Source organism: Streptomyces bullii (assembly GCF_042657145.1).
Lineage (GTDB): Bacteria > Actinomycetota > Actinomycetes > Streptomycetales > Streptomycetaceae > Streptomyces > Streptomyces bullii.
Map to the genome: position 1 here is coordinate 467,499 of NZ_JBHSNY010000006.1, position 12,425 is coordinate 479,923.

At 72.3% G+C, this 12,425-nt stretch carries 13 protein-coding genes and 1 pseudogene; 6 read left to right on the plus strand and 8 right to left on the minus strand.

Features of this window, described 5'->3' with window-relative positions; all coding sequences use genetic code 11:
• Positions 1–178: 178 nt before the first annotated feature.
• Both ACFPZJ_RS19800 and ACFPZJ_RS19805 read left to right on the plus strand, forming a co-directional pair.
• Positions 179–378 (plus strand): annotated as a pseudogene (locus ACFPZJ_RS19800) (hypothetical protein).
• Positions 379–567: 189 nt separating this feature from the next.
• Positions 568–954, plus strand: coding sequence for a guanyl-specific ribonuclease (locus ACFPZJ_RS19805; RefSeq protein ID WP_381023127.1), 387 nt, complete (start codon positions 568–570; stop codon positions 952–954).
• 161 nt (positions 955–1,115) lie between these two features.
• On the opposite strand, the gene ACFPZJ_RS19810 is transcribed toward ACFPZJ_RS19805, so the two are convergent.
• From ACFPZJ_RS19810 to ACFPZJ_RS19820, 3 genes are all read right to left on the minus strand, one after another.
• Positions 1,116–1,898: an SDR family NAD(P)-dependent oxidoreductase gene (locus ACFPZJ_RS19810; protein WP_381023130.1), complete on the minus strand. Its 783-nt coding sequence runs from the start codon at positions 1,896–1,898 to the stop codon at positions 1,116–1,118.
• 70 nt (positions 1,899–1,968) lie between these two features.
• The gene (locus ACFPZJ_RS19815; RefSeq protein WP_381023133.1) at positions 1,969–2,502 is read right to left on the minus strand and encodes a DinB family protein; all 534 of its coding nucleotides are present in this window, start codon (positions 2,500–2,502) and stop codon (positions 1,969–1,971) included.
• Between the two features lie 520 nt (positions 2,503–3,022).
• Positions 3,023–3,928 carry a LysR family transcriptional regulator gene (locus tag ACFPZJ_RS19820; protein WP_381023136.1) on the minus strand — a complete coding sequence of 302 codons (906 nt, stop codon included), beginning with the start codon at positions 3,926–3,928 and terminating at the stop codon, positions 3,023–3,025.
• A gap of 56 nt (positions 3,929–3,984) precedes the next feature.
• Here ACFPZJ_RS19820 and ACFPZJ_RS19825 point away from each other — a divergent pair, with 56 nt between their 5' ends.
• Positions 3,985–4,548 carry an FAD-dependent oxidoreductase gene (locus ACFPZJ_RS19825; RefSeq protein WP_381023139.1) on the plus strand — a complete coding sequence of 188 codons (564 nt, stop codon included), beginning with the start codon at positions 3,985–3,987 and terminating at the stop codon, positions 4,546–4,548.
• 126 nt (positions 4,549–4,674) lie between these two features.
• Here ACFPZJ_RS19825 and ACFPZJ_RS19830 read toward each other — a convergent pair whose 3' ends face one another.
• Both ACFPZJ_RS19830 and ACFPZJ_RS19835 read right to left on the minus strand, forming a co-directional pair.
• Positions 4,675–5,580 carry a DMT family transporter gene (locus ACFPZJ_RS19830; protein ID WP_381023471.1) on the minus strand — a complete coding sequence of 302 codons (906 nt, stop codon included), beginning with the start codon at positions 5,578–5,580 and terminating at the stop codon, positions 4,675–4,677.
• 108 nt (positions 5,581–5,688) lie between these two features.
• Positions 5,689–6,315 carry a dihydrofolate reductase family protein gene (locus ACFPZJ_RS19835; RefSeq protein WP_381023141.1) on the minus strand — a complete coding sequence of 209 codons (627 nt, stop codon included), beginning with the start codon at positions 6,313–6,315 and terminating at the stop codon, positions 5,689–5,691.
• Positions 6,316–6,475: 160 nt separating this feature from the next.
• Here ACFPZJ_RS19835 and ACFPZJ_RS19840 point away from each other — a divergent pair, with 160 nt between their 5' ends.
• Entirely contained in the window at positions 6,476–7,219 is a 744-nt protein-coding gene (locus ACFPZJ_RS19840) for an SDR family oxidoreductase (RefSeq protein WP_381023144.1), read from the plus strand.
• A gap of 132 nt (positions 7,220–7,351) precedes the next feature.
• Here ACFPZJ_RS19840 and alc read toward each other — a convergent pair whose 3' ends face one another.
• Positions 7,352–8,482 carry an allantoicase gene (alc, locus tag ACFPZJ_RS19845; protein ID WP_381023147.1) on the minus strand — a complete coding sequence of 377 codons (1,131 nt, stop codon included), beginning with the start codon at positions 8,480–8,482 and terminating at the stop codon, positions 7,352–7,354.
• A gap of 66 nt (positions 8,483–8,548) precedes the next feature.
• Entirely contained in the window at positions 8,549–9,886 is a 1,338-nt protein-coding gene (allB, locus tag ACFPZJ_RS19850; RefSeq protein ID WP_381023150.1) for an allantoinase AllB, read from the minus strand.
• Positions 9,887–10,157: 271 nt separating this feature from the next.
• On the opposite strand from allB, the gene ACFPZJ_RS19855 reads away from it, so the two are divergent.
• Positions 10,158–10,952: an IclR family transcriptional regulator gene (locus ACFPZJ_RS19855; RefSeq protein WP_381023153.1), complete on the plus strand. Its 795-nt coding sequence runs from the start codon at positions 10,158–10,160 to the stop codon at positions 10,950–10,952.
• Between the two features lie 255 nt (positions 10,953–11,207).
• Here ACFPZJ_RS19855 and ACFPZJ_RS19860 read toward each other — a convergent pair whose 3' ends face one another.
• Positions 11,208–11,474: a DUF5955 family protein gene (locus tag ACFPZJ_RS19860; protein WP_381023156.1), complete on the minus strand. Its 267-nt coding sequence runs from the start codon at positions 11,472–11,474 to the stop codon at positions 11,208–11,210.
• A gap of 294 nt (positions 11,475–11,768) precedes the next feature.
• On the opposite strand from ACFPZJ_RS19860, the gene ACFPZJ_RS19865 reads away from it, so the two are divergent.
• Complete coding sequence (locus ACFPZJ_RS19865) at positions 11,769–12,371, plus strand: nucleotidyltransferase family protein (protein WP_381023159.1); 603 nt, start codon at positions 11,769–11,771, stop codon at positions 12,369–12,371.
• Positions 12,372–12,425: the final 54 nt, after the last annotated feature.

The window sequence follows — 12,425 nt, forward strand, 5'->3', positions numbered from 1 at the left end:
GACAAATCTACGCAGCCGCGCCCCGCCCGCCTCTGCGCACGCCGGATCACCGACCAACGTCGCACCCGTGTGCAGACTTTCGGCGCGGCGGGGTGCCGAGGACAGCGACCTTCCGTCGTGCGGGCCCCCGCCCCGCGGCCGATGCGCGTGAGGTCTCCTCGAGGCGGCGGTCTTTCCCATGAAGCAGGTGCTGGAGATTCCGGGATGCATCGTCCTGGTGCAGGGCGTGGCGGGCCTGGTGCATGAATTCACCGACGGAACTGGGGTTTCGTACACCGGCTGGACTTCCTCGACGGTTACGAGATCTACGCGAGCGTCACCCTGCTCGTGCTGGGCCTCGCCCTGTTCGCCGCCGCCGAAAGCCGGAAGTCCCGCTGAGGCCGGAAGTCCCGCTGAAGCCGGGGGTTCGGGGTCCGGGACGGGTGTGTGGCCGGCCGTGCGCTCGCCGACTGCGCGCTCCGCCAGGACAACCGCCCGCGACAACTGGCCGCGTTCGCAGAGGACTTGACAGAAAATCCACACACTTGACATTGACATGCCACTGTCTACGCGCGTCATCATGAGGTCATGAGATTCCCCCCACACATCACTCGCATCGGCGCCGCAGCCGCCGTCCTGTCCGCCCTCCTCGTCGGCGGCACGGTCACCGCCGCCCCGGCGGCCGCGGCAGTCGGCAGCATCTGCTACGGCGACCTGCCGTCCCAGGCGCACGACACGCTCGAACTCATCGAGCAGGGCGGCCCCTACCCGTACGCCCAGGACGGCACCGTCTTCCGGAACCGGGAAGGCATCCTGCCCGGCCAGCCCTCCGGCTACTATCACGAGTACACCGTCATCACTCCTGGCTCCTCCACACGCGGAGCTCGCCGCATCGTCACCGGCGAGGAGAACCAAGAGGATTACTACACGGCCGACCACTACGCGTCGTTCGACCTGATCGACTACGGCTGCTGAGCCCGAAGGTCACGGTCGGCACCAAGGAACGATGCGACCAGCTGGAGGCCCGGTCCGCGTTCAGCCGGACCTCCAGCTCCCGCCGGGGAACCGGTGATCGGCTGCCGGTGGGAACGGCGTTCTGGCCGCGCCGTGCGGACGCAGCGGCTTGTCGCGTCCGGCTAGTTGCGTCCGGCCATGACACCGCCGTCGACGTCCCAGACCGCGCCGGTGACCCAGCCGGCCCGGTCCGACAGGAGGAAAGCGACGGTGGCGGCCACGTCGTCGGGGGTGCCGGTCCGGCCGAGGGGGTGGAAGGTGTTGAAGCCGTCGAGGGCGGAGTCGACGTCCGCCTTGGGGATGAACTCCTCGTAGATCGGGGTGCGTACGACGGCCGGGGCGACGGCGTTGACGCGGATGCCGTGCGGGGCGAGTTCCATCGCGAGGTGCTGGGTGAGGGAGTGCAGTCCGGCCTTGGCCATCGAGTACGCCGACGAGGGTGTCGCGGCGACGGCCTGGTGCGCCCACATGGAGCCGATGTTGACGATGGCGCCCTTCGCGCCGCGGTCGATCATGGTGCCGACGACGGTCTGGGTGAGGAAGAAGAAGGCCCGGTTCATGGCCTGGTAGCGGTCGTAGTCCTCGGCCGTGTGCTCCAGGAAGGGCTTCGGGGCGAAGACACCGGCCGCGTTGACGAGGAGGGTGGCGTCGGCGTGCTCCTCGGTGAGGACGGCGCGCAGGCGGTCGACGGCCGCGGGGTCGGCCAGGTCGGCGGCGAGGCCGACGGCCTTGCCGTGCGTGGACAGGGCGGCCGCTGCCTCGTCGGCGCCCGACTGCGTGCGGCCGGTGACGACGGCGCTGCCGCCCGCGTCGAGGACGTGACGGGCGACGGCGTGTCCCATGCCGCTGGTGCCGCCGATGACGACGGCCTTCCGCCCGGTGAAGTCGGGGGTGGTGCTGGACATGTGGTGCTCCTGTTTCAGGTGGGTTCCCCGGACGGGCTGCCCCGACGGGAAAGCGCGTCCGGTGTGGCGGTCAGGCGTAGGGGTCGAGGACGAGGTAGCCGTCGACGCGGCTGAGCCGGTCCGAGGCAGGGTCGTCCGGCAGCGGGTGGCCGAGGTTTTCGGCACGGACCTCGCTGATCCACTGGTCGTGCTGGTACTCGTGATTGATCAAGGCGATCAGCAAGTGGGTGGCGACGACCGTGAGTTGGGTGGGAGCGCCGACCTTGCCGCCCGCGATGTCGCCGATGCGGGCGTGGACGCGTGCGGCGACGGTGTCGCGGAACGCGGTGAGCCGTTGGACCGTGGGCAGAGCGCCGCGGAACTTCTCCGGGTTCGCCGAGTCCATGAGCCCGTCCAGTTCCGGGTCGGGGCTGGGCTCGGCCGCGGTGAGGTTGCGGATCATGAAGTGGGCGACGTGGGCCTGGTGGCCGAGATGCCAGCCGATGGCGCTGGAGTTCTCGTGCGGGCGCCAGGTCACCTCGTCCGGGGTGAGGTCCATCCACAGGTCGTCGGTGTAGGCGCGGGCACGGTCGTACTCGCGGAGCAGTGCTTCGAGTTCGTGCATGACTCCACCTGTCGGTGCGGTGAGGAGGTCGCGGGTCGGGAGGAGGGGGGTGGGTGCACAGCCGGGTCGGGCTTCGGGTTCGGGCGAACAGTTCGGGTTCCGGTTCGGGCGCCGCGCCGGCCCGGTCAGCGGCGAACAGTGCGCGGGTGCCTCCGGGCGGTGGGCTTCATTGATCCGGCGGGCGGAGGCCGTCACCGGCCTCGGTGCGCGGTCGAAGCCTCGGTGCGCGGTCGCGCACGCTCCCGGGAGCGGTGGCCCGGGTGCGGAGATGTGCCAGGCGCCCTGGGGCGGTGGCCAGGCGGGCGCTGCCCTGAGCCGAGGGGCTGTGGGAGGTCTCAGACGGTTGCGTGGCGGACCTGGACGTGCTGCTCGTCACGGATCAGAAATACGCCATGGCTATGCCTCACTCGATCGGCAGGAAGGGGCGGAGCGGTACGTGCCGCCGCAACGTGCCTGCCACGTTAGGCATTTCATGCGGGGTCCGGTAGAGGGTCCCGTTGAATCTGGCGATAAGCACTGCCTATGGCTGACGGGCCGCTGCCAGGCTGTCGGCAAGGCGGAGGAGATCGGCGCTGAGGGGGGAGTCGGCACTCCACACGGCTTCGAAGGAGATCTGCACCTCGCGGCCCTGGTTCGTCAAAGGCCGGTGGGACACGTCGGGCGAGGTGAGCTTGGAGCGGGGAACCATCGCCGAGCCCAGGCCCAGCTTCGTCCAGTCCTCCAGGACCTGGTAACTGGCGGCTTGCCCCGGATAGGTGCGCAGGGGCAGCTCGTTCGCCCGGAAGAGCTGCGTGGTGAACGTGGTCAGGCCGCAGGTGTCCGGGACGAGGATGAACTGCTCCTTGCCGGCCTCTTCCAGTTCCAGCGGCGCGTCCGCGGACTCGGGGCCGGCGGACTCGGGGCTGACGACGACGATCGGCTCGACGTCGATGACCCGGTGCTCGAAGCGCGGCATCGCGGCCACGGCCGGGATCAGGATGATGTCGAGCCGGCCGGCCAGCAGACCCTCCCGCAGGTCATGCATGTTCGCCTCACGCAGCACGAGGTCGCGGGGTACGGGCAGGTCGCGGACCATGCTGAACGCCCGGGCGACCAGGTGCGAGCCGATCAGGGGCGAGACGCCCATGCGGATCTTCCGCTCACCGGGTTCGTTCAGTCGCCGTGCCTCCGCCGCGACGGCGTCGAGCGCGACAAGGGCCCGCTCGATCAGCGGGAGGATCCGGGCGCCGAACGCGGTCTGGGTGACGCCGCGCGGCGACCGGTCGAACAGCTTGCCGCCGAGGCGCTCCTCGAGCTTGGCGATCCCGTTGGACAGGGCGGGCTGCGTGACGCCGTAGGCGCGTGCGGCGGCGCTGAACGACTTGGTCTCGGCGACGGCCTGTGCGTAGCGGAGTCCTTCGAGGTTCAGGCGCTCGGTCATAGCCATGCCTTATCGCTCCATTCACCGATGTCCCCTACCGGGCCCGCTGTGCTCTACCTACGGTGGGGGCTCTGCCGACGCAGCATAACCAGCACCTATACACATCGTGTTTTAACGGGGGCCGTCGCCAAGGTCGTCGCCCACTACCCCTCCGCCTTCTGGCGGGAGTCAGGGCTGGCCGGAGCGGCATCCAGCAGGACCGGCCCGCTCCAGGAGCTGCACGACATGTCGGGACCCGGCGGACGGCCGCCGCGCTCTTCGGGTTCGCGCACGCGCGCACTGTCCGACCCGGATTCGACCAGGCCGTCATCGCCCAGCTCGCCCAGCTCTTCGGCCCGGCCGCGGCCACCCCCGACGCGCTGTACGTGCGGAACTGGAGCGCCGAGCGGTGGACCGCTCCGTCCACCGTGCAAGACCTCGCCGACCACTCGCTCTTCGGCCACCCCCTCTACCAGCGGCCCTCGCTGGACCGCCGACTGCACTGGGCGTCGACCGAGACGGCGACCGACCACGCCGGACATATCGAAGGTGCGCCGGCAGCGGGAGAGCGAGCAGCACGGGCCGTATTGGAGGCGCCCGGCGGAACGGACAGCCGCAGCGTCACCGTCCCCACCGCAAGCCGATAGGCCCCCCGGACGGGCGTACGGCGCGATCGCGTACGGCATCGCACCGTCGCCGTACGGGCGGCGGCTGCCACCGTCGGCTGCCGGCCCCAGACCGGCGAAGCCGCCTCGGATGCCGGCGACGGGACGTCAGCCTGCCGCCCGGCGTCCCCACGCCGTGCCCACCAGTACCAGCGCGCCGCCGAGCAGCCCGGCCGCGCCGAGCCGCTCCCCGCCGATCAGGATGCCGGCCCCGGCGGCCCACAGCGGCTCGGTGCCGAGCAGCAGGCTGACCCGGGACGGGGAGGTGCGGCGGACGGCCCACATCTGCACGAAGAACGCGAACAGTGTGCAGAAGGCGGACAGGAACAGCAGCCCGGCCCACTCCCGCGCCCCGAACTCCCCGGCCGCTCCCCAGGGCGTGGTGTCCGCGCCGGCCGACAGGACCGCGAACACGGCGAGAGCGGCGCCGAGCTGAACGGTGGTCACGGGCAGCGCGTCGGCGCCCCGGAGGGCCTGGGCGCGGGACATGACCAGGACGTGGACCGTGCGGGCGAGGGCCGCGAGCAGCATCAGCAGGTCGCCGAGCGCGGGGCGGGTGAAGCCGCCTTGCTGGGTGAGCAGGACGACGCCGAGCACACAGAGGGTGGCCGCGCCGAGGAAGGCGCGCGCGGGACGGGTGCGGGTGACGGCGGCCTCGGCGAGCGGGGTCAGGATCATGGTGAGGCTGATGATGAGTCCGGCGTTGGTCGCCGAGGTGTGCACGACACCGTACGTCTCCAGCAGGAAGATACCGCTGAGGATCAGCCCGAGGAGCCCGGCCCCGCGCCACTGCGCCGCCGTCAGCGCGCGCAGCGAACGGCGGGCCATGACCGCCAGCACCGGCAGGACGAGCGCGAACCGCAGCACCAGGACGGCGATGACGGTCCGCGCGGTGGTGATGTCCTTGGCGGCGAGGTAGCTCGCGCCCCAGGCCACGGCCACGAGCAGGACGGGCAGGTCGGTGAGCCAGGCGCGGCGGGGCGCGAGGGCGCCGGGTACGGCGATCGACGACATGGCGACGGTCTCCAGGGCTGGGGCGGGAGTGGAGACGTCGGCGGCTCGCACAGGGCGCGATCACCGTACTCGGGCCGGTGGGTGGCGACTACGGGTTTTCTTCGGCGGCTACATGTTCTCGGGCAGGTCGTACGTGCCGTACTCCGGCCGCCCCGCCAGGTCGTACGACTGGACGGAGACGCCCGCCGCGGTGACGTGTCCGCCGGTGTGCCGGAACGCGGTGGGGACGGCACCCTCCGGGAAGAGACGGCGGCCCGCGCCGAGCACCACCGGGAAGGTGAGCAGGTGGACGGTGTCGATGAGGTCCTGGGCCAGCAGGGACTGGGCGAGGGCGCCGCTGCCGTGGATCTGCAGCTCGCCGTCGGTGCGCTCCTTGAGGGCCGTGACCTCCTTGGCGAGGTCGCCGCCGACGACGGTCGTGCCCGCCCACTGCGGGTCGGTGAGCGTGGTGGAGACGACGTACTTGGGAAGGGCGTTCAGCCTGCCCGCGATCGGGTCGTCGGGGTCGGTCACCTTCGGCCAGTACCCGGCGAAGATGTCGTATGTGACACGGCCGAGCAGGAAGGCGCCCACCCGGTCGAAGACGTCGGTCACGAAGCGCAGGAAGTCCTCGTCGCCATAGGGGACGCTCCAGCCGCCCTGGTCGAATCCGTCGCGGGTGTCCTCGTCGGGTCCGCCGGGGGCCTGGTAGACGCCGTCGAGGCTGACGAAGGTGGTGAGGACGAGCTTGCCCATGGGGGTGCCTTCTCTCGGGCTCGCGGTGGGGTCTGTTGTCATCAGGTCAGACCCCACCGGGCCCCGCAACTCATCGCCCCCGGGTGGATCCGTTCCGGCTTGGGGGCTCGACGTCCGTTGCCCGCCAGCCGTCGGGCCCCGCGCCCGCTGGGATGGAGGCATGACTTCTCAGGGAACTCTCGAAGGCAAGGTGGCTCTCGTGACCGGCGGCAGCCGGGGCATCGGGGCGGCGACGGCCCTGCGGCTGGCGCGGGAGGGCGCGGACGTCGCCCTCACCTACGTCAGCGCCCAGGACGCGGCCGAGGACGTCGTACGGGCCGTGGAGGCGCTGGGCCGCCGCGCGGTGGCCCTGCGCGCGGACGCCGCGGACGCGCAGGAGGCGGACGGGGCCGTGGAGCGTACGGCCAAGGCGCTGGGCGGGCTCGACGTGCTGGTGAACAACGCGGGCGTGGGCGTGCTGGGGCCGGTGGAGACGCTGTCGGTCGCCGACGTCGACCGGGTCCTGGCGGTGAACGTGCGCGGTGTCTACCTGACGTGCCGGGCGGCGGCCGTGCGGATGGGGCCCGGGGGCCGGATCGTCACCATCGGCACCTGTATGACACAGCGCGTGCCCGGCCCCGGCGGAACGCTGTACGCGATGAGCAAGGCGGCGCTGACCGGCCTGACCAAGGCCCTGGCCAGGGAGCTGGGGCCGCGCGGGATCACGGCGAACCTCGTCCACCCGGGTCCCATCGACACCGACATGAACCCGGCGGACGGGCCGTACGCGGCCGGGCAGGCGGCGATGACCGCGCTGGGCCGCTTCGGTACGGCGGATGAAGTGGCGTCCACGGTCGCGCACCTGGCCGGGGCCGCGTACGTCACCGGCGCGGAGTTCGCCGTGGACGGCGGGCACGCGGCATGACGCACGAGGCGGCATGACAGAGGAGGCGGCACGGCAGGCGGCGCACGCCGCCCGCCGTCGCGTGGGTCGCACCGGCGCTGTCCGGCCGGTGCGGCTCTCGGGTCGGGGGCCTCGACCCCTAGGTCTTGCGGCTCAGCCGCCCAGTTCCCGGTGGCGGGCGGTCAGTCGGGTCGTGCCCTCCTCGGTCAGGGATCCGAACAGGCGGAGGCGGGAGATGCCGCCGTCGGGGAAGATGTCCACGCGCGCGTGCGTGCCGACGGCGGGCTCCGGCAGCACGAAGCGGTGGTTGGTGTCGGGCTGCAGGCGCGTGCGGGGCAGGATCTCCAGCCAGTCGCCGTCCTCGCCGTCCCGCACCGACACGGACGCCCAGCCGGCGCTGTTGCCCTTCAGGTACGCCGTGTCGATCTCCAGGGCGCGGATCCGGGACCGGTCCACCAGCCGGTAGCGGATCCAGTCGTGGCCCTGGTCGCGGCGGCGCCGGGTCTCCCAGCCGTCGTCCATCTTGCGGGAGCGGCCCGGCTGGATGGTGTGGGTGGCCGGTGAGTAGAACAGGTCGGAGGCGTCCTCCACCCGGCCGCCGTTCTCCAGGGCGACCACGTCGAAGGTCCCCAGGGCCTCCAGCCACTTCGGGTCGGGGACCACCTCGCCGTACACGCGCAGGCGGGCGATGCCGCCGTCGGGGTGCTGGTTGAGGCGCAGGTGGGTGAAGCGCTGTTCGACGGCGACCTCGAAGCCGTTGGCCGCGTGCCCGCCGACCGGGGTGCGCGGCACCAGGGTCGTCCACTTCACGTCGTCCGACAGCAGTTCCCGCGGCGACGGGGAACCGGGCACCGAGGTGCCCTCGACCGACACCGCCTGCGGGTAGTTGCCGCGGAAGTGGGCGGTGTCGACGACGATGCCCCGGACGACACCGGGGGCGCCGAGGCGGATCAGGGCCCAGTCGTGGTCGTCCGCGGTCGGCCAGGCGTGCTCGGCGGAGGCGCCGCGGCGGCGCCGGGTCTCCCAGCCGTCCATGACCTTGCCCTTGTGCCCGAAGTGCTCGGGGTCGAACTCGGCGCGCTCGGGCACCAGCAGGTTCTCGCGCTGGGCGAAGAACTCGTCGTTGGCGGCGATGACTGCGGCGCCGAGCCGCCGGTCGGCGAGGTTGGCGTACTGGGTGAAGGGGAAGTCGGCGGTGCGGTAGTCCGCGTACGGGTCACCGCCTCCGTAAGGGTTCGCGTCGCCGGTGAAACGAGCCAACGAGGAGTGCTGCTGCGCCGTCACGGTGATCAGGTCCTGCCTTTCGGGAGTCGGCCGGTGGGAGTGGAGGTCGCCTGGTGGGGGCGGCCCTCAGGAGGGCCGGGTGAGGAGCCGCCCCTTCGGCTCGGTGAACGTGCCGTCCGCGACGATGCGCTGCCCCCGCAGCCAGGTGGACTTCACCACGCCGTACAGGGTCCGGCCCGCGTACGCCGTGACGCGGTTGCGGTGCTGGAGGGCCGCCGGGTCCACGGTGAAGGTCTCCTCCGGCGCGACGACGGCGAAGTCGGCGTCACGGCCCGCCTCGATGGCGCCCTTGTGCCGCAGGCCCACCAGTTCGGCCGTCCGCGTGGACATCCAGCGGACCACGTCCTCCAGGCCGTGGCCGCGTCCGCGGGCCTCCGTCCACACCGCCGCCAGGCTCAGCTGGAGGCCGGAGATGCCGCCCCAGGCGGTGGCGAAGTCGTCGGTCTTCAGGTCGGCCGTGGACGGGGAGTGGTCGGTGACGACGCAGTCGATGGTGCCGTCCGCCAGCGCCTGCCAGAGCAGGTCCTGGTTGGCGGCCTCCCGGATGGGCGGGCAGCACTTGAACTCGCTGGCGCCGTCCGGGACCTCCTCGGCGGTCAGGGTCAGATAGTGGGGGCAGGTCTCGACCGTCAGGCGCACGCCCTCGGCCCTGGCCTCGGCGATCAGCGGCAGCGCGTCGCTGGAGGACAGGTGCAGGACGTGCACGCGCGCGTGGAGGCGTTTGGCCTGCGCGATGAGACCGGCGATGGCGGTGTCCTCGGCGTCACGCGGACGGGAGGCGAGGAAGTCGGCGTACCTGGGGCCGCCGTGCTGCGGGGCGGCGGCCAGGTGGTGCGGGTCCTCGGCGTGCACGATCAGCAGGCCGTCGAAGGCGGCGATCTCCGCCATGGAGCGGGCGAGCTGGTCCTGGTCGAGGTGCGGGAACTCGTCAACGCCGGACGGCGACAGGAACGCCTTGAAGCCGAAGACGCCGGCCTCGTGCAGCGGCCGCAGGTCCTTGACGTTATCGGGCAGGGCACCGCCCCAGAACCCGACGTCGATGTGCGCCTTGTCGGCCGCGACCTGCTGCTTGACGCGGAGGTTGTCGACCGTCGTGGTGGGCGGGAGCGAGTTGAGCGGCATGTCGACGAGGGTCGTGATGCCGCCGGCCGCCGCGGCGCGCGTGGCGGTCCAGAAGCCCTCCCACTCGGTGCGGCCGGGGTCGTTGACGTGCACGTGGGTGTCGACCAGGCCGGGCAGCACCACGTGGTCGCCGACGTCCTCCAGGCGGGCGCCGGCGGGCACCTCGGCGTCGTGGGGCAGTACGGCCGTGATCGTGCCGCCGGCGACCGCGACCGACGCGGGCCGCGTCCCCTCGGGAGTGATGACGCGCGTCGAGCGCAGCACCAGTTCAGCGTCGGACACCCGAACCCCTCTCTCAGCCGCTGTGTCCCGGCTCACGGGATGTGGTTCCACATGACGGAATTCAACGTTCTGTTGAAGGAGTCTTCACTCCCGCTCCCGCGCCGTCAAGGGCACACTTCTTCCAGGCACACCCGACGGCCGCACTCTGGACGTTTCCACAAAGCGGAATTAATATTCCAGCAACCAGAACGTAGCCACACACAAGCCGGGGAGTCAACCGACTGCCGGGTAGGCTTCTGCCCTTCTCCGCCAGTCCCGAAAGGAACGCGCCGTGCCGACGTCCAGCGCCAGCACCACCGACTCCGCCCGGTCCGCCAACGGCGGCGTCCAGTCCCTGGAGCGCGCCTTCGACCTGCTCGAACGGATGGCGGACGCGGGCGGCGAGGTCGGCCTGAGCGAGCTGTCCGCGAGCAGCGGGCTGCCCCTGCCGACCATCCACCGCCTCATGCGCACGCTGGTGGCCTGCGGATACGTACGCCAGCAGGCCAACCGCCGCTACGCGCTCGGCCCGCGCCTGATCCGGCTCGGCGAGTCCGCGTCCCGGCTGCTGGGCACCTGGGCGCGCCCGTATCTGGCCCGCCTGGTCGACGAGACCGGCGAGACGGCGAACATGGCGCTGCTGGACGGCGACGAGATCGTGTACGTGGCGCAGGTGCCGTCCAAGCACTCGATGCGCATGTTCACCGAGGTCGGCCGCCGGGTGCTGCCGCACTCCACGGGCGTGGGCAAGGCCCTGCTCGCGGGCTTCCCTCCCGAGGAGGTGCGCGCCCTGCTCTCCCGCACGGGCATGCCCGCCGCGACCGACAAGACGATCACCACGCCGGAAGGCTTCCTCGCGGCGCTGGAGGACGTACGCGCGCAGGGGTACGCCATCGACGACAACGAGCAGGAGATCGGAGTGCGCTGCCTGGCGGTGTCGGTGCCCGACTCCCCCACGGCGGCGGCCATTTCGATCTCCGGTCCGGCGGGCCGGGTCACCGAGTCGGCGACGGAGAAGATCGTGCCGGTACTGCAGCAGGTGGCCCGCGAGCTGTCCGAGGCGCTGGCGAGCCAGAGCCCCGCGTGACGGCGTCACGGCACCAGGGCCCGTCGTTCGGATCAAGCCGCGGACGCGCAGCCCGGCACGCGCGTGCGCGGCGCCGACGAGTGCGGTCGCTTCCCCCGCGACCTGCTCTGGACGACCGCCCCGCTTGCCAGGACACGTGACTCTGCGGGAAGCCGGAGCCCCGGACCGGCCGCACGGCCCACCGGTACCGCCCTTCCCCGCACCCCGGGCCGTGACGGCACCCGGTCCTGACCGCTGTCCTGACCGCGTGGCCGCCTACCCCTGCCCGCGCACCGCGCCCCCGAAGAGGTCGATGGCCCGGCGGACCTCCGACAGCCCCGGGGACAGCGCGCTCACCGAGCCGATCGCACCGGCGATCAGCAGCAGGGAGCGGCGCAGCCGGGGAATCTCCGGGCTGCCGCCGACCGCCAGGGCGTCCAGTGCGGCGAGTTGCTCCTCGGCGATGCTCCGGTCGGCGAACTCGCCGGGGTGGGCGGCGAGTTCGCGGCGCAGCCGGGACACGGCGGAGCGCAGCTCCGTCACCCGTGGATCCTCGCCGCCGGTCGCAGGCCCCTGCCGCCTCTGCTCCACGCTCCGCAACACAGTCCTCCCCCTCCGCACGCCGTCGTGCGCGTTCCCTTCCGACGCCTCTCCCCCGCCCCGGGCGTTGGCCGGACGCCCGGACTGGTCGGTGCAGGGCGCCAGTTAACGCCACCCCGGCCACCCCGCGCCAGTCCATTGCGTCATCGAGTTGCTCCGCTGCGTGACATCGCAGCCCAAGGCCTCCCTGTTTCCGCGCCGCGCGCCCCTTGCCGAGCCGTGCGGTATGCAGGACCCATGACGACACACGACACCGGCGCCGTGACCGGGCTGCTGCTCGCCGCCGGAGGCGGACGACGGCTCGGCGGACGCCCCAAGGCACTGCTCCGGCACCGGGGCCGACCGCTCGTGGAGCACGCGGTACGGGTGCTGCGCGCGGGCGGCTGCGCGCGGGTGCACGTGGTGCTGGGGGCGCGGGCCGAGGAGGTGCGCGCACGTGCGGAGCTGGGTGGGTGCGTCCTGGTGGAGAACCCGGACTGGCCCGCCGGCATGGGTGGTTCGCTGCGGGCCGGACTCGCCTCGCTCGCCGGTACGGGCGCCAGGGCGGCGCTGGTCTCGCTGGTCGACCAGCCGGGCATCGGCCCCGAGGCGGTCGCGCGCGTGCTCGCCGCCTACGCGTCCGAGGCATCCCTGGCCTGCGCCGCCTACCACGGGGTGCGCGGCCACCCCGTGCTGTTCGGCGCCGCGCACTGGGCCGGCATCGCCGCGACTGCGACCGGGGACCGGGGGGCACGCGCCTATCTGAAGCAGCACGAGAAGGACGTGGCGCTCGTCGAGTGCGGTGATGTGGCACAGCCGTACGACATCGACACCGAAGCCGATCTCGCCCACCTGGAGTGAGCGCCGTGGCACCGAGCGCCACCTTGCCTCGACCCGGAGAATCTCGACGTCAAC

Bases quoted from the DNA above. Each gene is read 5' to 3' on its own strand.
- ACFPZJ_RS19810 (WP_381023130.1), bottom strand. From the start codon at position 1,898: ATGTCCAGCACCACCCCCGACTTCACCGGGCGGAAGGCCGTCGTCATC.
- ACFPZJ_RS19835 (WP_381023141.1), bottom strand. From the start codon at position 6,315: ATGGGCAAGCTCGTCCTCACCACCTTCGTCAGCCTCGACGGCGTCTAC.
- ACFPZJ_RS19865 (WP_381023159.1), top strand. From the start codon at position 11,769: ATGACGACACACGACACCGGCGCCGTGACCGGGCTGCTGCTCGCCGCC.
- ACFPZJ_RS19820 (WP_381023136.1), bottom strand. From the start codon at position 3,928: ATGGCTATGACCGAGCGCCTGAACCTCGAAGGACTCCGCTACGCACAG.
- ACFPZJ_RS19830 (WP_381023471.1), bottom strand. From the start codon at position 5,580: ATGTCGTCGATCGCCGTACCCGGCGCCCTCGCGCCCCGCCGCGCCTGG.
- ACFPZJ_RS19840 (WP_381023144.1), top strand. From the start codon at position 6,476: ATGACTTCTCAGGGAACTCTCGAAGGCAAGGTGGCTCTCGTGACCGGC.
- ACFPZJ_RS19815 (WP_381023133.1), bottom strand. From the start codon at position 2,502: ATGCACGAACTCGAAGCACTGCTCCGCGAGTACGACCGTGCCCGCGCC.
- ACFPZJ_RS19805 (WP_381023127.1), top strand. From the start codon at position 568: ATGAGATTCCCCCCACACATCACTCGCATCGGCGCCGCAGCCGCCGTC.